The organism is Streptomyces sp. H27-D2, from assembly GCF_035828615.1.
Classification (GTDB): Bacteria; Actinomycetota; Actinomycetes; order Streptomycetales; family Streptomycetaceae; genus Streptomyces.
Window position 1 is genome coordinate 1 of the sequence record NZ_JAYMZR010000092.1, and the last position, 18,717, is coordinate 18,717.

Here is an 18,717-nt window from a genome sequence, read left to right on the forward strand (position 1 = left end):
CGGCACGGACTGGCCGCGATCGGCGCGCCGGCGAGCGACGCCGAAGCCTGGCGGCCCTGGCGCTCGTACGCCCTGCACCAGCTGTGGCTGGGCCCGCCGCCCGCCGAGGAGACGGCCACCCGGCAGCCCTCGGAAGCCCCGGACGGCCGGGCGTCAGGCTCTCCGGGCCCGGCGACCCTGAACAACCCGGCGCCCTTTGGACTGAGCCCGGGGACGAATGGACTGACCCCGGGGACGCATCCGGGAACGGACTTGGAGAGGAACGACCGATGATGCTCTTTACGACGTTCGACAGCCCGCTCGGCGAGCTGCTGCTCACTGGCGAGGAGTCGGTGACCGCGCCTGGCGGCCTCGCCCTGGCCGCACTGTCCGTCCCGGATCAGAAAGGCGCGGTCGGCATCCAACCGGAGTGGCGGCACGCACCGGCCGCGTTCGCCGAAGCTGAGCGGCAGCTCGCGGCCTTCTTCGCGGGCGAGCTGCGGAGCTTCGACCTGGAGTACTCGGCCGGCGCGGCCAAGGGGACGGCGTTCCGCGAGAAGGTGTGGGCGGCGCTGGACGACATCCCGTACGGCGAAACCACCAGTTACGGGCAGCTCGCCCAGCGGATCGGGGCCTCGCGCGCGGCCGTACGGGCCATCGGCGGCGCGGTCGGCGCGAACCCGCTGCTCGTGTTCCGGCCCTGCCACCGGGTGATCGGCGCGGACGGTTCGCTCACCGGTTACGCGGGGGGTCTGGAGCGCAAGCGGCTGCTGCTCGGCTTGGAGCGGGAACGGGCGGGGTCGCGGCGCTGAGCCGTCACTTCCACGTGGTCAGAAGGGCCCGGCCCACGCGGCCCAGCCGCCCAGGCGCGTCGCGCGTCAGCCGTGGATGACCGCGCCCATCCAAGCTCCCAGCACGAGCAAGCACGCGACCAGCTCCACCAGCACGCTGGTCCCGACCGCCCGCATGATCGTCCGCGTCGCGGCCCACGCCTCGCCGTGCCCGCCCAGCCGTACCCGCTCCGCGCCGTAGATCCCCGCGATGAAGCCGAGCACCGCTCCGATCAAGGGCACCACGAAGAAGCCGACGATCGCCGACGCGCCCGCCCACAGCACCGTCTGCCGGGTGACCCCGACCCCTTTCAGCCGGCGGGCGGGCAGCAGCCACTTCACCACGTGGTTGACCAGCAGCAGTGCGGTCGCGCCGATCAGGACGCCCCAGGCCGGCGTGGTCTTCTCCGACATCGACCACCAGAGGATGCCCGCCCACACCAGCAGTGGCCCGGGCACGCCCGGTACCAGCACCCCGAGCAGGCCGAGCAGCATCACCAGGCCCACCAGGACCAGCTGCCACGTACCCATGGGCCCAGCGTGCGGGATGCCGCCAGGACGCGCCCCTCGGCGGGCTTCCGCCGCAGGTCAGCGCTCGGAGCGGGGCGCTCGGCGGGGCGGCGCGGTGATCGCCGGGAGCGGGTCCGGGGCCGGGGGCTCAGGGAATCCAGCCGGGAATCCAGCCGGGGCTCAAGCCGCCCGAGGCCCCGGTCTCAGCCCCCGGCTCCCGGTCTGGGCCCCCGCCCGGTCTTCGCGGGCCACCCACCCCCGTTCGTACGCGTGCCACCCCAACTGCAGCCGGGTCGTCACCCCGGCCAGTTCCATCAGCCCCTTCACCCGGCGCTGCACCGTCCGCAGCCCCAGACCGAGCTGCTTGGCGACGCTCGCGTCGGTCAGCCCGGCCAGCAGCAGGGACAGGACCCGCAGGTCAGTGCTGTCGGGAGCCTCAGGCCCTTCGGTCAGCACTTCCCCGGCCCCGCCGTTCGAGCCCGTGCCGGCGCTGAGCCGCATGGGGAGGGCCTGCCGCCATACGCCCTCGAACAGTCCCATCAGCGATTCCAGCAGTCCGCTGGCGTGCACCACCAGCGCGGCGGGCTCGGCGGTGCGCCGGGTGAGCGGGACCATGGCGAGCGTCCGGTCCGCGATCACCAGCTTCGTCGGCACCCGGTCCACCACCCGTACCCGCTCGTCCCGGCCCAGCGCAGCGGCCAGCTCCTCTACGCCGCCGGGGCCGGACAGCACCTCCCGTTCGACGACCACCCGGTACCGGACGCCGCGCGCGGCGGCCCGCGCCTCGGCGTGGTTCTCGACGCCGGTGACGGTCGTCGGGTTGCCGGTCACCAGGGCGCAGACTTCCTCGGTCGCGCCGAGCTGCAACTGGAGGAACCGGTGCGCCACCGCGCTCGCCCCGGTCACCACCTCGACCAGGTCGTGCACGGCCGGTTCGGTCGCCTCGGCGCGGTACTCCTCGGCGAGCAGGGCCGCGGCCAGCTCGGCCTGCTCCAGTTCGTGGCGCTGCTGGGTGAGCAGCGCGCCCAGCGCCACGGCGGGCGGCGCGGCCACCCAGCGGCCGGGGCGGGCGGAGGACTGGGCGGCGAGGCCCTGGCGTTCGAGCCTGCGCAGGGTGCGTTCGGCCTCCGCCTCGGGCAGCGTCAGCCGGTGCGCGAGATCGGACACCTCCGCGGCGCCGAGCCCCACCAGGACGCGGTAAGCCGACTCCTGAACCTCGTCCAGACCGATCGCGTTCAGCACCTGACGCTCCTCCCCAGAAGCCTTCCGACGGCCGGCCGTGGCGGGAAAGAGCCACGGCATAAAGCCGCCTCGGCCATCATCCCCGCACCACCCGTCACTCTGCCAATGTGTCGGCACCACAGCACCGCTCGGCGCCCCCGGCACACCGCTCGTACGGGCCGACGCGGTCCCCCGCGCCCGGCGCTTTCGGGCGGCGGAGGTCACCTCCACAGACCAACTGACGCCCCGGGCGGACCCTTCTGAGGGGGAGGGTCCGCCCGGCACCACCCTTCCGCGCCCTGTTTTGTGCGCGCCGAGAGGTGGACAATATGGGCATGAATCAGCAGGGGGAGCGGCGCGACGGTCACGAGGACGACTGGTGGGCCGAGTTGTACGACGAGGCGAAGCCGGACGCGGGGCCGACGGCGGCGGACGATTCCTTGGACGAGCGCTTCAACGAGGCCTCCCGTACGGTCGGTTCGGGAACGGGGAGTACGGCGTCCGTCGCTTCGGAGCCGGCCGGTCCGGAGCCCTTCGACCTGTCACTCGACGACCGGTGGCCCTATGGGTCGAGTGCGGATGAGGTCGCGCGGAGCCGCACGGAATGGCCCGCGGAACCGCCGCCGTCGGAGGACTTCTGGTCGAATCCGCCGTCGGCCCCAGCCCCAGACTCCCCAGACTCAGACGCCCCAGCCCCAGACCTGATCCCGCCACCGGCCGCCGCGCCGCCGCGACACGTCGTGCCACGCGCCCGCGCCCCGTGGGAGCCCCCGCCGCCCGACCAACTCCCGCGCGACTACGACGAAAGTACGAGCCCCGCCCAGGCCGGCTTCGTGGGCGACGGCCCGCCCACCTATGACGCCGAGCCGACGGCGCTGCCCGTCGCCGACCCGGCCGACCTCGGCGACCTGGTGCCGGACACCGTGCTGGACGGCGCCCACTACGGCACGCTGTCGCTGCGCGCGGTCTCGCTGCGCGGCGATTCCGCGCGCTATCGCGGGGAGCCGAGACGCGACGCGCTGCTGACCGCGCGGTTCGGCACCGGGGACGGCGCGCTGCTGCTGGTCGCCGTCGCGAGCGGCGCGCGGGCCTCCGAGGGGGCGCACCGGGCCGCGCAGGACGCCTGCCAGTGGATCGGCGGCGCGGTGGGGCGCAGCCATGCCCGGCTCGCCGAGGATCTGCGGGCCGGGCGGCGCGGGGCGTTGAAGTCCGGGCTGCGACGGCTCACCGAACGGGGGTACGGCAGGCTCCGGGCCACGGCCGCCGACCTGGGCCTGAGCCCCACCGAATACACCGCGTCGCTGTGCTGCCTGCTGCTCCCCGCCGATTCCGACTGCCGTACCCGGGTGTTCTTCGGCTCGGGGGACGGCGGCCTCTTCCGGCTGCGCGACGGGATGTGGCAGGACCTGGAGCCCGAGGTGTCCGGGGCGGGCCGGATGGGCGGTCCGGTGCTCGGCTACGGCGCTCACCCGCAGACGCTCGCCCTGAGCGGCCCGCAGCCCGAACGGCAACGGCCGGACCCACGCGCCGAGCCCGTACAGCCCGCACAGCCCGCACGGTCCGAGCGCCCGCGATCCGCCCCCGCGCCGTACGGGTCCACCCACCCCGAGCCCACCCGCCCCGAATTCCCGCGCGCGGAAGCCCCGCCCTCCGGAGCGCGAACAGGGCAGGACGACCCCGACCCGAAGTCCGAGTCCCACCCCGAGCAGGGCCCCTTCCGCTTCCGGGCCTCGATAGCCCGTCCGGGCGACACGCTGCTCCTCTGCAGCGGCGGCCTCGCCGAGCCGCTGCGCGGCGAGCCCGCTCTCACCGAGCGGCTGGCCGGGGTGTGGTCCCCGGTGGAGCCGCCCGGCCTCGCCGCGTTTCTCGCCGACGTACAACTGCGCGTCAAGGGGTACGCGGACGACCGTACGGCTGCCGCCGTCTGGGAGGCGTAACCGCTTCTCGCATGGGTTGATGGACGGAAGCCGACGATCAGGGCGGTGAGGACGGCCGTCGAACCCGACCCGAAGGGGCGAGCGCAGCATGGCGAAGCAGAATGTGGCGGAGCAGTTCGTGGACATCCTGGTGCGCGCCGGTGTGAAGCGGCTGTACGGAGTGGTCGGGGACAGTCTCAACCCGGTCACCGACGCGGTCCGCCGGAACGCCGCCATCGAGTGGATTCAGGTACGGCACGAGGAGACGGCGGCCTTCGCGGCCGGCGCGGAGGCGCAGCTCACCGGCAGGCTGGCGGCCTGCGCGGGCTCCTGCGGGCCGGGAAACCTGCATCTGATCAACGGTCTGTACGACGCGCACCGCTCGATGGCCCCGGTGCTGGCCCTCGCCGCGCAGATCCCGAGCAGCGAGATCGGCACCGGCTACTTCCAGGAGACGCACCCCGATCAGCTGTTCCGCGAGTGCAGCCACTACAGCGAGATGATCTCCAACCCGAACCAGATGCCGAGGGTGTTGCAGACCGCCGTCCAGCACGCGGTGGGCCGCAACGGCGTCAGCGTCGTCTCGCTGCCCGGCGATGTGGCCGCGCTGCCCGCCCCCGAGCGGGCCGTCGAGCACGCGCTGGTCACGTCCAGGCCGACGGTGCGGCCCGGCGACGCCGAGATCGACGCGCTCGCGCGGATGGTGGACGAGGCCAAGCGGGTCACACTGTTCTGCGGCAGCGGCACGGCCGGGGCGCACGCCGAGGTGATGGAGTTCGCGGAGCGGGTGAAGTCCCCGGTGGGGCACGCGCTGCGCGGCAAGGAGTGGATCCAGTACGACAATCCGTACGACGTCGGCATGAGCGGGCTGCTCGGCTACGGCGCTGCGTACGAGGCGACCCACGAGTGCGACCTGCTGATCCTGCTCGGCACCGACTTCCCGTACAACGCGTTCCTGCCCGACGACGTGAAGATCGTGCAGGTCGACGTCCGGCCCGAGCACCTGGGCCGCCGCTCCAAGCTGGACCTCGCGGTGTGGGGCGACGTCCGGGAGACGCTGCGCTGCCTGAGCCCGAAGGTGCTGCCCAAGACCGACCGTAAGTTCCTCGACCGGATGCTGAAGAAGCACACCGACGCGCTGGAAGGCGTCGTCAAGGCGTACACCCGCAAGGTCGAGAAGCACACGCCGATCCACCCCGAGTATGTGGCCTCGCTGCTCGACGAGGAGGCGGCCGACGATACGATTTTTACCGTCGACACGGGCATGAACAATGTCTGGGCGGCCCGCTATCTGACCCCCAACGGGCGTCGCAGGGTGATCGGTTCGTTCACCCACGGCTCGATGGCCAACGCCATGCCGCAGGCCGTCGGCGCGCAGTTCCTGGACCGGAAGCGGCAGGTCGTGGCGATGTCGGGAGACGGCGGATTCTCCATGCTGATGGGCGATTTCCTGACACTGGTGCAGTACGACCTGCCGGTGAAGGTCGTACTGTTCAACAACTCCGCGCTGGGCATGGTCGAGTTGGAGATGCTCGTCGCCGGACTGCCCTCCTTCGGCACCACGTACCGGGGCACGGACTACGCGGCCATCGCCCGCGCGGCCGGCGCGTACGGCGTGCGGGTGGAGAAGCCCAAGCAGGTGCGGGGCGCGCTGCGGGACGCCTTCCGGCACCAGGGGCCGGCGCTGGTCGACATCGTCACCGACCCGAACGCGCTGTCCATCCCGCCGAAGATCAGCGCGGAGATGGTGAGCGGATTCGCGCTGTCCGCGAGCAAGATCGTGCTGGACGGCGGGGTGGGCCGGATGCTCCAGATGGCCAGGTCCAACCTGCGCAACGTCCCCCGGCCCTGAGCCCCGGGTACGCGTACGAGCCCGGCCCGGCACCGGCGCGAACGGCGCCGGGCCGGGCTCGTGGCGCGCGAACGGGGTCGGGCGTGGTCCAACGGGGTAGGGACTAGGTGTACGTGTAGGAGTTCGAAGCGCGGCGGTCGAGCGAGCGGTCGGAGCGGGGAGGATGGGGCGTCAGCCTGCGAGGCGCGAGGGCGGGGACGGGCATCGGCTGGCTCCCGCGCTGAGCCGACGGCTGCGCCGGTCCGAGCTGGCCTCGGTCGCGGAGACCCGGCTGGCGCTGCGCGAAGTGTTGCGGAACTGGGGCGATCCGGGGCAATCGGGGGTCGCCGAGCTGCTGGCCACCGAACTGGCCACCAACGCCCTGGTGCACACCGACGGCGACGCGGTCATCACGGCGACACTGCTCGAAGGGGGCGACGGCCGGCCCGCGGCCCGCTTGCGGGTCGAGGTGCGGGACTACGTCAGCTGGCATCCCAGGCCGCGCGTCCCCGAGGCGGACGGCACCACGGGCCGCGGGCTCTACTTCGTACAGTCCCTCGCTGACGCGTGGGGAGTACGGTCGCACGGCACCGGCAAGGTGGTGTGGTTCGAGCTGGACGGCGGACCTGCCTGAACGCAGCAGATCTGCCTGAGTGATGCAGACCTGCGCAGTGATGCAGACCTCCGCGGGAACGGCGCGCGAGCGCGGTCCGCCGCCGGTCGTCAGCCGAACTGCCGCTCGATCGCCTTGAGTTTCTCCTCCAGGGAGTCGAGCCGCGGGATGGTGAGGGTGTCGTCCTCGGCGGTGAGGTCAATGGCTTGCAGAGCCGGGCGGGAGCGCACGGGCAGTTGTCCCGGCTCGGGTATGGCGGGCTCCGCGCCGCTCTGCGAGCCGGCCGGCAGCGCCGGCGCCTCCACCTGGCGGCCGGCTCGCCCGCGCCCCCACATCCGGTGCTGCCGGTTGAGCGCCTTGACCTTGGCCCGCTCCAGCTTGTCGTGATCGCGTTGCCGCAGCCGGTTCTGGTCCTTCTGCCGGTTGTCCTCGCGGACCTCCTCGACCGCTTCGTCCAGCGAGCGCACGCCCTCCAGCAGCATCAGCGACCAGGCCCCGAAGGTCTCACGGGGCGCGCGCAGCCACCGAACGATCCGGATCTGCGGCAACGGGCGGGGGACCAGGCCCTGTTCGCGCAGTGCGGCCCTGCGGGTCTGCTTGAGCGCCCGGTCGAAGAGCACCGCCGCCGACAGCGACATCCCCGCGAAGAACTGCGGGGCGCCCGCGTGGTCGATGCCGCGCGGCGCGTGCACCCAGTTGAACCAGGCCGCCGCGCCCGCGAACGTCCATACCAGGAGGCGTGAGCCGAGGGCCGCGTCGCCGTGGCTCGCCTCGCGGACCGCCAGCACCGAGCAGAACATGGCGGCGCCGTCGAGGCCGAAGGGGACGAGGTACTCCCAGCCTCCGGCGAGGTTGAGGTTCTGCCGGCCGAAGCCGACCAGACCGTGAAAGGAGAGCGCGGCGGCGACCGCCGCGCAGCAGAACAACAGTCCGTAGGAGGCGATGCCGTAGACGGCTTCCTTGCGACGCCGGCGTTCCTCGGTGCGCTCCCAGGAATCGGCCTCCGAGGCCGCCTTCCCCGCGGCGCGCTTGCCGCGAGCGACCAACGCCACCGCGGCCACGACTCCGACGAGCGCGACGGCGGCGGGAAGCAGCCAGTCCAGCGGTATGTCGGTCAGTCTCATGTGGATTCCTTGCCTCGCGGTACGCGTTTCGCCGTCATCCTCGCGGAATCCCGCACAGTCGCAGAGGGTTTCGGGGCAAGACGACGCCAATGGAGTGCAGGGGCGGTCGGATAGCCGCGCCCGGGGTCGAACCGCCGTACGGGCGGCAGGAGTTGCGTTCCCATTCAGTCACTCGTAAGAGTGGTGTGACCGGGGGGCGCGTCGAAACACCCCCCCCGTCCGGTCCGGGCAGCGGGTCGAGTGGACGCGTCGGTTGTCCGCCGCCGCCAGCCGCCGGGTGCGGTCGGCGTCGCAGGTGCGCGGGCAGGTCACACAGGTGTCCTCGGGCCGCAGCGTGGAGGCGGGGATGCCCGTCGTGGCCGGCGCAGCGGGCATGCAGGGACCACCGAATCAGGATCGCTTGCAGGCAAGCCTTGCCTTACCCGAGATGATCGAGGTTTGAACTCCGGCCAGAGCCGCCTATCGTGCACAAAGACCTCAGGAGGACCCGAGTGGAGCACGGCAGAGCCCAGGACGCGGCACAGATCGCGGACCAGCGGATGGACGCGGCGGCGGTGCGCCCGCGCTCCCCGGTGCGCGAAGGCCCTGTTCCGCCCCAGGGTTCGGTGCCGTCGCGGAGCGTTGCCGCGGCGCCGGTTCCGGCTGCGGCTTCGGCTGCGTTCACAGCTGTGGATTCGGACCTCGCCGGGGTGCGGGGCCCGTTCCTGTCCCGGCCTCCGGTGCTGAGCGAGCAGCGGCCGACGGGCCCGGCCTCCGTCCAGTCCCCGTTTCAGGTCCCTGCGCAGCCCCCGGCCCGGATTCCGGGCCGGCCGGAGGCCCCCTCGCGTACGCCGGCCGCCGCACGCCCCGTACCGCGCCGGATGCCCGAGCGGTACTCCGTGCGGGGCCAGATCCTCGACGCGCTGCGGAACTCGCTGGTCGGCGGCGAGCTGGTGCCCGGCGAGGTGTACTCCGCGCCCGTGCTCGCCGAGCGCTACGGCGTCTCGGCCACTCCGGTGCGGGAAGCCATGCAGCAGCTCGTCACCGAGGGCGCCGTCGAGGCCGTGCCGAACCGCGGCTTCCGGGTGGCCCGGCGCAGCGAGCGGGAGCTGACCGAGCTGGCCGAGGTGCGGGCGCTGATCGAGGTGCCGGTGCTGCTGCGGCTGGCCCGTACGGTCCCGGCCGAGCAATGGCACGGGCTGCGGCCGCTCGCGGACGAGACCGCGGCGGCGGCGATGGCCGGGGACCGGGCCGGCTACGCGGACCTGGACCGCGCCTTCCACCGCGCGGTGCTGAGCCTCGGCGGCAATCAGCAGCTGGTCGCGGTCGCGGACGAACTGCACCGGCGCGCCCAGTGGCCGGTGGTACGCCAGCAGATCGGCCGTACGTCCCGCGCCGCCGACCTGCTGGCGGACGCGGCGGAGCACGCGGCGCTGCTCGACGCGCTGGTGGACGGCGATCTGATGATCGTGGAGTCCCTGGTGCGGGAGCACTTCCTGGGTGCTTGACGTCGGCTGACGGCGATGGGGCTGCCCGGGGGCTGCTTGAGTGGCAGTGCTGCCGGACCGACTCGGCGGCTGAGCGCCCCGGCGACGAGTCCGGCGACCGGCTGGCGACCGTCCCGGCGCGTCCTCGGCGACCGCCCGGCGCGGCCCCGGCGACCGCCCGGTGGGCGACCGCCGAGGCGGGCGTACGACGTGTCGATCGGCGCCGATTCGATCAGCGTCGAGCAGCGCGGGCGCTGCTCAACCCCGGCTGGTGCCGTTGCTGGTTCCGGTTCCGGTGCCGCTCCCGGAGCCATGGTCCGCCGTGGTCCGCATCTGGTCCGCGAGCCAGGCCGGTACGCCCCCGAGCAGCCGGACCAGCCGGCCCGCTTCGGTGCGCAGTTGCGAGGCATCCGGCTCCGGTTCGACCTCGGCCAGCGCGCTGAGCGCGGGGGCGATGCCGATCAGATAGCCGAGCTCCTCGCGGATGCGCAGCGACTCGGCGAAGCCGTGCCGCGCCTCGGCGAGTTTGCCGCTCTGCGCCGCCATCGCGGCGAGGTGCCGCCAGGTGAATGAGCACAGGAAGCGGTCGCCGTGCGCGGTGGCCCCGGCGTGTGAGCGCTGGAAGGCGGCCTGTGCGCCCGCCGGGTCCCGCGCGAGGTGCTGGGCGACGAGGCCGCGCCGGAAGTCCAGCAGCGGCCGTGCCGCCGATCCGGGCGGCAGCAGCGCGGCGGCCCGGCCGAGCGCGGAGCGCGCCTCGTCCGCCCGGTCCCGTCCGGTGAACATGGTCGACGCGTAGGCGAGGTGGCCGCGCTCGCACGCGGCGGCGCCCCGCTCGTCGTCGGTGTGCGCGATGGCCTCGACCGCGCGCAGCGCCTCCTCGGCGGCCTCCCAACCGGTCGCGGTGTACATGCACTGTTCGATCAGCACGCTGGACCGTTGCAGCGCGGCGGCCGGGTCCACCGCGGCGAACGGAGCGAGCAGCGCGGCAGCGTCGTCCCAGCAACCGCGTGAACGCAACCGCCACACCGCCCGGTCGAGCGGGTCGTCCCCGTCGGCCGTTCTGGGTCCTGGCACTCCCGGCTGCGATTCCCTAGACCCTGACATGGCGGTTTCCGCCACATTGCCCTCCCAAGCGCGTCATCGAGCTGGTAGCTGGTAGCCGTGGCCGCATCTCAGCACGAAGTCCCGTGTGCGGCCAAGGGTCTGGGTGAACGATTTCACAATCTCTTGGTCACCGGGACGCGGCGGCCGGTTCCCCGCGGCCTGCCGAGATCACCGCTGGGACCGTCGCAGGAGAGCCGGACCTGCGGAAACCTCGGCGCGGTTGATCGTCACGCTACCGAATTGGCCGGAACCCGAGGCGGATATTTGGCCAGCTTGCGCAAAAGCCGATCAGGCGGCCGACGGTCCCGGACACTCTGGATGATCAGAGCCTCCTGAACCGTCAGCCGCCGAACCGCGGACCGCCGAACCGCAGGAGACGCCGAAACCGCAGGAGCCGCGAGCCGCCGGAGCCGCCGAAACCGCAGGAGCCCCGACCGCCGCCGCGTGTGAGTCCCCGAGCCGCCCACCGCGAGCCGGTCAGCTCATCCGCAGCGCCAGGAAGAAGTCGAGCTTGTCCTCCAGCCGGGCCAGATCGCGGCCGGTCAGCTGCTCGATCCGGCCGACCCGGTAGCGCAGGGTGTTCACATGCAGATGCAGCCGGGCCGCGCAGCGGGTCCAGGAGCCGTCGCAGTCGAGGAACGCTTCGAGGGTGGGCACCAGCTCGGCGCGGTGCCGCCGGTCGTAGTCGCGCAGCGGGTCGAGCAGCCGGGCGGTGAAGGCGCGCCGGACGTCGTCCGGGACGAAGGGCAGCAGCAGGACGTGCGAGGCCAGCTCCTCGTGTCCGGCCGCGCAGACCCGGCCGGGCCGGGCGGCGGCCACCCGGCGGGCGTGCCGGGCCTCCTCCAGCGCGCCGCGCAGGCCCTCCGCGGAGTGCACGGCGGCGCTGACGCCCAGGGTGAGCCGGCCGTCGTCGGAGAGGCCGCGTTCGAGCGGGGCGCGGACGGCGGCGAGCAGCGCGTGCGCGTGCAGGGTCGACTCGGTCTCGGCGGCGGACCCGATCTCGCTCTTGGAGTCCTCGCGGTTCTCCGGCAGGGCGGGCAGCGGTACGAGCGCGACCGCCTCGTCGCCGATGTGGGCGACCGCGATCCGGTCCGAGGGCTCGGGGCCCGTAGCCTCCGGGTCGACCAGCACCTCCTCCAGCAGCGACTGGGCGACCGGGCCGCCCGCGATGTCGGAGCCATCCCACTTCACCCGCGCGACCACCACCTGCCACTGCGGGGCGGTGCCGAGCCCCGGCACCAGGATCGGGGCGGCGACCCGCAGCCTGGCGGCGACCTCGGCGGGCGGCGCGCCGTCCTGGACCAGCTCCAGGACCTCCTGGGCGAGCCTGCGGCGGACCGAGCGGGCCGCGTCGCGCCGGTCGCGCTCGACCGCGATCAGCTGGGTCACGCCGTGCAACAGGTCGAGCCGTTCCTCCGGCCAGTCGCTCGCGTCCGCCTCGACCACCAGCAGCCAGTCGGACAGCAGGGTCTCCCGCAGATCACGGCCGGCGGTGCGGATCGGGAAGAGGGAGAACGCGGTGCCCTGATCGGTCAGCCGGTGCGGGCCGCGCCGCCCGGTGCGCACCGCGGCCAGGTGTTCGCCGGCCAGCCGGGCGCCAGCGGCGGGGGGCAGCGCGGGGCCCGCGCCGGTCAGGCCGGAGCCGGCGATCTGCCGGCCGGTGGGGGAGAGCACCCAGGCCCGCAGGTCCAGGTCGGAGCCGAGCAGGTCGAGGACCACCTCGGGGCCGCCGCCGGCCGGGCCCGAGGTCATCAGCCTGCGGTGCCGCTCGACGACCGCCGCCAGGTCCCCGGCGCGTTCGGTGGAGACCTGCCGGACGACATGCTCGGTGATCACCGCGAAGGCGACGTCCTCGACGACCGCGAACAGCGGCAGCCGGTGCCGGACGCAGGCCTGGACCAAGTCGTCCGGAATCGCGCCCTGCTCCGCCTCGCCCGCGGCGAGCCCGGCGACCCCGGCCGCGGCGAGGATTCGTACGAAACGCTCCGAGTCCTCCGGCTGCCGCCGCCAGGCGAGCCCGGTGAGCACCAGTTCACCGCCGGAAAGATAGCGGCTGGGGTCGCGCAGGTCGGTGGTCATCACGCCGCGCACGGTGCGGTCCAACTCATCCGTGCCACCCAACAGGCGCAGGCCCAGGGTGTCGGTGTCCAGCAGTGCGCGCAGCCTCATCGTCGTTGCCGCCGATCCGTCTTATGTTGCCCGTGCGTTGTCAAGAGGTTTCTGAGCCCCGCTCTTCGTTCGAATCTACAAGACGGGGACCTTGGCCAGCCAATTGCTTCATGGTTTCGGTGACTGCACCCAAGTGGGTGCGGCTCGGTGTACTTGGCCCACGGCGCGTTAACAGCACGTGAACGACCAGTCCAGAGCCGGTGGTCCCCCACAGCCGGCGCGAACGACCCCGATCTCCCAGAAGAGAGCCACACTATGGACTTCCTTCGCCCCGCCAGTTGGGAGGAGGCGCTCGCCGCAAAGGCCGAGCACCCCACCGCTGTGCCCATCGCGGGCGGCACCGACCTCATGGTCGAGCTGAACTTCGACCACCGCCGGCCGGACGTACTGCTCGACCTGAACCGCATCGTCGAGCTGCGCGAGTGGGCTGTGGGCGAAGAGAACGTCCGGCTCGGCGCCTCCGTGCCGTACACGCAGATCATGGAGAACCTGCGCACCGAGCTGCCGGGGCTGGCACTCGCCTCGCACACCGTCGCCTCCCCGCAGATCCGCAACCGCGGCGGCGTCGGCGGCAACCTCGGCACCGCCTCCCCGGCAGGCGACGCGCACCCGGCGCTGCTCGCGGCGGGGGCGGAGGTGGAGGTCGAGTCGGTGCGCGGCAGCCGCTTCATCCCGATCGACGCGTTCTACACCGGCGTCAAGCGCAACGCGATGGACGCCGACGAACTCATCAAGTGCGTCCACATCAAGAAGGCCGACGGTCCGCAGCAGTTCTCCAAGGTCGGCACCCGCAACGCGATGGTCATCGCCGTCTGCGCCTTCGGCCTGGCCCTGCACCCGCAGACCCGCACCGTGCGCACCGGCATCGGCTCCGCCGCCCCCACCCCCGTACGGGCCCGCACGGCCGAGGACTTCCTCGCCGCCGCGCTCGACGAGGGAGGCTTCTGGGAGAGCGGCAAGGTCATCACGCCGTCCATCGCCCGCCAATTCGGCGAGCTGGCGTCCGGCGCCTGCAACCCCATCGACGACGTACGCGGCACCGCCAAGTACCGCCGGCACGCCGTCGCCGTCATGGCCCGCCGCACCCTCGGCTGGACCTGGGACTCGTACCGCGGCGTCGCCCGCAACTCCGAAGGAGGCTCCCAATGCGCGTGAACTTCACGGTCAACGGCCGGCCGCACGAGGCCGACGACGTGTGGGAGGGCGAGAGCCTGCTCTACGTGCTCCGCGAGCGGCTCGGCCTGCCCGGCTCGAAGAACGCCTGTGAACAGGGCGAATGCGGCTCCTGCACGGTCCGGCTGGACGGCGTTCCGGTCTGTTCCTGTCTCGTCGCCGCGGGCCAGGTGGAAGGCCACGACATCGTCACCGTCGAGGGCCTCGCCGACTTCGCCAAGCAGCGCGCGGCCGGCTGCGCGAGCGGCGCCTGCGCGGCGGGAGCCCTCAGCTCCGAAGCGCCCGGCGCGCCCGGCGCAGCGGCCGGCACCACCGTCGACGCGGCCCGCCAGTGGCAGGCCAAGCCCGCCGACGGCCAGACCGGCGAGCAGGCCGAGCTCTCGCCGATCCAGCGCGCGTTCATCGACGCCGGCGCGGTCCAGTGCGGCTTCTGCACGCCCGGCCTGCTCGTCGCCGCCGACGAGCTGCTGGAGCGCAACGCCGAGCCGTCCGACGCGGACATCCGCGAGGCGCTGTCCGGCAACCTGTGCCGCTGCACGGGCTACGAGAAGATCCTCGACGCGGTCCGTCTCGCCGCGGCCCGCGGCGAGTCCGAGACCGTAGGACAGGGAGCCTGACCATGGGCGTCACCCACACCCCCACCAGCATCACCCAGGGCTCCAAGACCAAGGGCGGCATCAGCGAGTCCACGCTGCGCCCCGACGGCACGCTCAAGGTCACCGGCGAGTTCGCGTACGCCTCCGACCTGTGGCACGAGGACATGCTGTGGGGCTTCACGCTCCGCAGCCCGCACGCGCACGCCGAGATCAAGTCGATCGACGTCTCCGAAGCGCTCAAGCTGCCCGGTGTGTACACCGTCATGACCTATGACGACCTGCCGGCCGAGACGTACTACGGGCTGGAGATCATCGACCAGCCGGTGCTCGCCAGGGACGTCGTGCGCTTCCACGGCGAGGCGGTGGCCATCGTGGCCGCCGACCACCCGGAGACCGCGCGCCGCGCCGCCGCGAAGATCAAGGTCGAGTACGCCGAGCTGCCCGTCGTCATCGACGAGGCCACCGCGACCGCCCCCGACGCGCCGGTCCTGCACCCCGGCCGCGCCGATCACCACGCCGGTCATGTGCCGCACCCCAACATCGTGCACCGCCAGCCCATCAAGCGCGGCGACGTCGCCGCCGCCAAGGCGCTCGCGGACGTCGTCGTCACCGGCGAGTACGAGGTCGGCATGCAGGACCAGGCCTTCCTCGGCCCGGAGTCCGGCCTCGCGGTGCCCGCCGAGGACGGCGGCGTAGACCTCTACATCGCCACCCAGTGGCTGCACTCCGACCTCAAGCAGCTCGCCCCCGTCCTCGGCCTGCCCGCCGACAAGATCCGGATGACGATGTCCGGCGTCGGCGGCGCGTTCGGCGGCCGGGAGGACCTGTCGATGCAGGCTCACGCGTGCCTGCTGGCGATGCGCACCGGCAAGCCCGTCAAGATCGTCTACAACCGGTTCGAGTCCTTCTTCGGCCACGTCCACCGGCACCCCGCCAAGCTCGCCTACGAGCACGGCGCGACCAAGGACGGCAAGCTCCTCTACATGACCTGCCGGATCGTGCTGGACGGCGGCGCGTACGCCTCCGCCTCCCCGGCCGTCGTCGGCAACGCCTCCTCGCTCTCCGTGGGCCCCTACGTCGTCGAGAACGTCGACATCGAGGCCGTGGCGCTCTACTCCAACAACCCGCCCTGCGGCGCGATGCGCGGCTTCGGCGCGGTCCAGGCGTGCTTCGCCTACGAGTCGCAGATGGACAGGCTCGCGGAGAAGCTGGGCATGGACCCGGTCGAGCTGCGCCAGCTCAACGCCATGGAGCAGGGCGCCCTGCTGCCCACCGGCCAGGAGGTCGACTCGCCTGCCCCGGTCGCCGAGCTGCTGCGCCGGGTCAAGGCGATGCCGCTGCCGCCCGAGCAGCAGTGGGTGACCGGCACCGAGGCCGAGGGCGCCTCCGCCGATGTGCGCGCGCTGCCCGGCGGGCTGTCCAACACCACACACGGCGAGGACGTCGTGCGCGGCGTCGGCTACGCCGTCGGCATCAAGAACGTCGGCTTCTCCGAGGGCTTCGACGACTACTCCACGGCCCGTATCCGGCTGGAGGTCATCAACGGCGAGCCGGTCGCGATGGTGCACACCGCGATGGCCGAGGTCGGCCAGGGCGGCGTCACCGTGCACGCCCAGATCGCCCGCACCGAGCTCGGCGTCACCCAGGTGACCATCGCCCCGGCCGACACCCAGGTCGGCTCGGCCGGCTCCACCTCCGCCTCCCGGCAGACGTACGTGACCGGCGGCGCGGTGAAGAACGCCTGCGAGGCCGTCCGCGAGGAGGTACTCAAGCTGGGCCGCTCCCGGCTGGGCCATGTGCATCCCGCGTGGGCGCACGCCGAACTCCTGCTGGAGGGCGGCAAGGTCGTCACGAACGGCGGCGAGGTCATCGCCGACCTGGTGGACGTGCTGGAGGCGGACGCCATCGACCTCGAACTCGAATGGCGGCACCGACCGACCGAGGCGTTCGACCTGGAGACCGGGCAGGGCGTCGGCCACGTCCAGTACTCCTTCGCCGCGCACCGCGCGGTCGTCGAGGTCGACACCGCGCTCGGCCTGGTCAAGGTCATCGAGCTGGCCTGCGCCCAGGACGTCGGCAAGGCGCTCAACCCGCTGTCGGTGGTCGGCCAGATCCAGGGCGGCACCACGCAGGGCCTGGGCCTCGCCGTCATGGAGGAGATCGTCGTCTCCAAGGACGGGAAGGTGCGCAACCCCTCCTTCACGGACTACCTGATCCCGACCATCCTCGACACCCCGACCATCCCGGTCGATGTGCTGGAGCTGGCCGACGAGCACGCCCCCTACGGACTGCGCGGCATCGGCGAGGCGCCGACGCTGTCCTCCACCCCGGCCGTCGTCTCCGCCATCCGCGCGGCGACCGGCCTGGCCCTCAAGCGCGTACCGGTGCGGCCCGAGCACCTCACCGGCACGTAATACCCTCTGGGCGGCGCGCTCAGGAACGTCACACTTCCGCGCGCCGCCCGGAGCCCCCTCCGCTCGGGAGATCCCCCACCGCTCCACCCTTGCCCGGAACTTTTCGCGACACCCATTCGCGACGGCTTTCGCACCACCGTGCAGCCGGTCCCAGCCGGCCGTGCGCGAACACCCTCAGCACCCTCTCGGGCCGTCCCCCGGGTCGTGCAGCCCACCCAAATCTCGTAGATGTCATGCGAGTGCCCCTGTGAACCTTGGGAGTTGGCACCATGACCCAGTCGTCCGTAGAGCCGAAGACGTCGGCGGAAGACGCGGGCTCCGGCTCGCGTCCGCCCGCCGGGCGGTCTTGGCTCGACCGCTATTTCCACATTTCCGACAGAGGATCCACGATCCCGCGCGAGGTGCGCGGCGGCATCACCACCTTCATGGCGATGTGTTACATCCTGCTGCTCAACCCGCTGATCCTGGGCGGTAAAGACGTCAACGGCGACATCCTCAGCCAGCCCGGCCTGATCACCGCCACCGCGCTGGCCGCCGCCGTCACCACCCTGCTGATGGGCTTCTTCGGCAAGGTACCGCTCGCGCTGGCCGCCGGGCTGAGCGTCTCCGGGGTGCTCTCGACCCAGGTCGCCCCGTTCACGACCTGGCCGCAGGCCATGGGCATGTGCGTGATCTACGGCGCGATCATCTGCCTGCTGGTGGTCACCGGGCTCCGCGAACTGATCATGAACGCGATCCCGATCGCCCTCAAGCACGCCATCACCATGGGCATCGGCACCTTCATCGCGCTGATCGGCCTGGTCAAGGCGGGCTTCGTGCACATGGGCTCGGTCGACGCACCGGTCGCGCTCGGGATAAACGGCCAGCTCTCCGGCTGGCCCGTGCTGATCTTCGCCATCACGCTGCTGCTGATCTTCATGCTCCAGGCCCGCAACATCCCCGGCGCGATCCTCATCGGCATCGCGGTCGGCACGGTCATCGCCGTCATCGTGAACGCCGTCGGCGACCTCGACCCGAAGGTGTGGAGCGGCCGGCCGCCGGAGCTCAACGGCAGCGCGGTCTCCACCCCCGACTTCGGCCTCTTCGGGCAGGTCGAGTTCGGCGGCTGGGACAAGGTCGGCGCGATGACGGTCGGCATGATCGTCTTTACCCTCGTGCTGGCCGGCTTCTTCGACGCGATGGCCACCATCATCGGCGTCGGCACCGAGGCCAAGCTCGCCGACGAGCGCGGCCGGATGCCCGGCCTGAGCAAGGCGCTGTTCATCGACGGCGCGGGCGGCGCGATCGGCGGTATCGCCGGCGGCTCCGGCCAGACCGTCTTCATCGAATCGGCCACCGGCGTCGGCGAAGGGGCCCGTACGGGACTCTCCGCGACCGTCACCGGCCTGTTCTTCGCGGCCTGCCTGTTCTTCACCCCGCTCACCCAGATCGTGCCGAGCCAGGTCGCCTCCGCGGCGCTCGTGGTCATCGGCGCGATGATGATGCAGAACGCCAAGCACGTCGACTGGAGCGACCGCGCGGTCGCCATCCCGGTCTTCCTGACCGTCGTGATCATGCCCTTCACCTACTCCATCACCGCGGGTGTCGGAGCGGGCGTCATCGCCTACACCGCCATCAAGGCGGCACAGGGCAAGTGGCGTGAGCCGGGCGCGTTCATGTGGGCGCTGACGGCCGTCTTCGTCATCTACTTCGCCCTCAACCCCATCGAGCACATGCTGGGCGTCAAGTAGCGCAGCCCGTGCCCTCCACGCGATCCTGAGAACCTGAAGGA

14 protein-coding genes and 1 pseudogene are annotated in these 18,717 nt (G+C 72.4%); 10 read left to right on the forward strand and 5 right to left on the reverse strand.

Annotated elements, in window-relative coordinates:
* Together QMK28_RS27385 and QMK28_RS27390 are read left to right on the forward strand one after the other, a co-directional pair.
* Positions 1-273: pseudogene (locus tag QMK28_RS27385) on the forward strand (hypothetical protein); the annotation flags it as partial.
* Positions 270-791, forward strand: coding sequence for a methylated-DNA--[protein]-cysteine S-methyltransferase (locus QMK28_RS27390; RefSeq protein ID WP_326442274.1), 522 nt, complete (start codon positions 270-272; stop codon positions 789-791). The pseudogene QMK28_RS27385 and the gene QMK28_RS27390, both read left to right, overlap by 4 nt.
* Before the next feature lie 66 nt (positions 792-857).
* Here QMK28_RS27390 and QMK28_RS27395 read toward each other — a convergent pair whose 3' ends face one another.
* Both QMK28_RS27395 and QMK28_RS27400 read right to left on the reverse strand, forming a co-directional pair.
* Positions 858-1,340, reverse strand: coding sequence for a DUF456 domain-containing protein (locus QMK28_RS27395; protein WP_326442275.1), 483 nt, complete (start codon positions 1,338-1,340; stop codon positions 858-860).
* Between the two features lie 159 nt (positions 1,341-1,499).
* Positions 1,500-2,561 (reverse strand): helix-turn-helix domain-containing protein, encoded by a 1,062-nt coding sequence (locus tag QMK28_RS27400; RefSeq protein ID WP_326442276.1) that lies wholly within the window; start codon positions 2,559-2,561, stop codon positions 1,500-1,502.
* Between the two features lie 314 nt (positions 2,562-2,875).
* On the opposite strand from QMK28_RS27400, the gene QMK28_RS27405 reads away from it, so the two are divergent.
* The 3 genes from QMK28_RS27405 to QMK28_RS27415 all read left to right on the forward strand — a co-directional run bounded on the left by QMK28_RS27405 (position 2,876) and on the right by QMK28_RS27415 (position 6,921).
* On the forward strand, positions 2,876-4,477 hold the full coding sequence (locus QMK28_RS27405; protein ID WP_326442278.1) for a protein phosphatase 2C domain-containing protein: 1,602 nt from the start codon (positions 2,876-2,878) through the stop codon (positions 4,475-4,477).
* Positions 4,478-4,565: 88 nt separating this feature from the next.
* Complete coding sequence (locus QMK28_RS27410; protein ID WP_326442279.1) at positions 4,566-6,308, forward strand: pyruvate dehydrogenase; 1,743 nt, start codon at positions 4,566-4,568, stop codon at positions 6,306-6,308.
* A 163-nt stretch (positions 6,309-6,471) separates the two neighbouring features.
* Complete coding sequence (locus tag QMK28_RS27415; RefSeq protein ID WP_326442280.1) at positions 6,472-6,921, forward strand: ATP-binding protein; 450 nt, start codon at positions 6,472-6,474, stop codon at positions 6,919-6,921.
* Positions 6,922-7,010: 89 nt separating this feature from the next.
* Here the strand turns inward: QMK28_RS27415 and QMK28_RS27420 are convergent, their stop codons facing one another.
* A complete protein-coding gene (locus QMK28_RS27420) occupies positions 7,011-8,024 on the reverse strand; it encodes a DUF2637 domain-containing protein (protein ID WP_326442282.1) in 1,014 nt (337 codons plus the stop codon).
* 539 nt (positions 8,025-8,563) lie between these two features.
* On the opposite strand from QMK28_RS27420, the gene QMK28_RS27425 reads away from it, so the two are divergent.
* On the forward strand, positions 8,564-9,511 hold the full coding sequence (locus QMK28_RS27425) for an FCD domain-containing protein (protein ID WP_443050841.1): 948 nt from the start codon (positions 8,564-8,566) through the stop codon (positions 9,509-9,511).
* A 237-nt stretch (positions 9,512-9,748) separates the two neighbouring features.
* Here the strand turns inward: QMK28_RS27425 and QMK28_RS27430 are convergent, their stop codons facing one another.
* Positions 9,749-10,594: a hypothetical protein gene (locus QMK28_RS27430; protein ID WP_326442283.1), complete on the reverse strand. Its 846-nt coding sequence runs from the start codon at positions 10,592-10,594 to the stop codon at positions 9,749-9,751.
* A gap of 477 nt (positions 10,595-11,071) precedes the next feature.
* Entirely contained in the window at positions 11,072-12,763 is a 1,692-nt protein-coding gene (locus QMK28_RS27435) for a PucR family transcriptional regulator (RefSeq protein ID WP_326442284.1), read from the reverse strand.
* Between the two features lie 255 nt (positions 12,764-13,018).
* Between QMK28_RS27435 and QMK28_RS27440 the strand changes: the two genes are divergently transcribed.
* From QMK28_RS27440 to QMK28_RS27455, 4 genes are all read left to right on the forward strand, one after another.
* The gene (locus QMK28_RS27440) at positions 13,019-13,918 is read left to right on the forward strand and encodes an FAD binding domain-containing protein (RefSeq protein WP_326442285.1); all 900 of its coding nucleotides are present in this window, start codon (positions 13,019-13,021) and stop codon (positions 13,916-13,918) included.
* Positions 13,909-14,553 (forward strand): (2Fe-2S)-binding protein, encoded by a 645-nt coding sequence (locus QMK28_RS27445; protein WP_326442286.1) that lies wholly within the window; start codon positions 13,909-13,911, stop codon positions 14,551-14,553. The genes QMK28_RS27440 and QMK28_RS27445 overlap by 10 nt, the downstream gene beginning before the upstream one ends.
* A gap of 2 nt (positions 14,554-14,555) precedes the next feature.
* Positions 14,556-16,946, forward strand: a complete 2,391-nt coding sequence (gene pucD, locus QMK28_RS27450) for a xanthine dehydrogenase subunit D (RefSeq protein ID WP_326442287.1) — start codon at positions 14,556-14,558, stop codon at positions 16,944-16,946.
* A gap of 269 nt (positions 16,947-17,215) precedes the next feature.
* On the forward strand, positions 17,216-18,676 hold the full coding sequence (locus tag QMK28_RS27455) for an NCS2 family permease (protein ID WP_326442288.1): 1,461 nt from the start codon (positions 17,216-17,218) through the stop codon (positions 18,674-18,676).
* Positions 18,677-18,717: the final 41 nt, after the last annotated feature.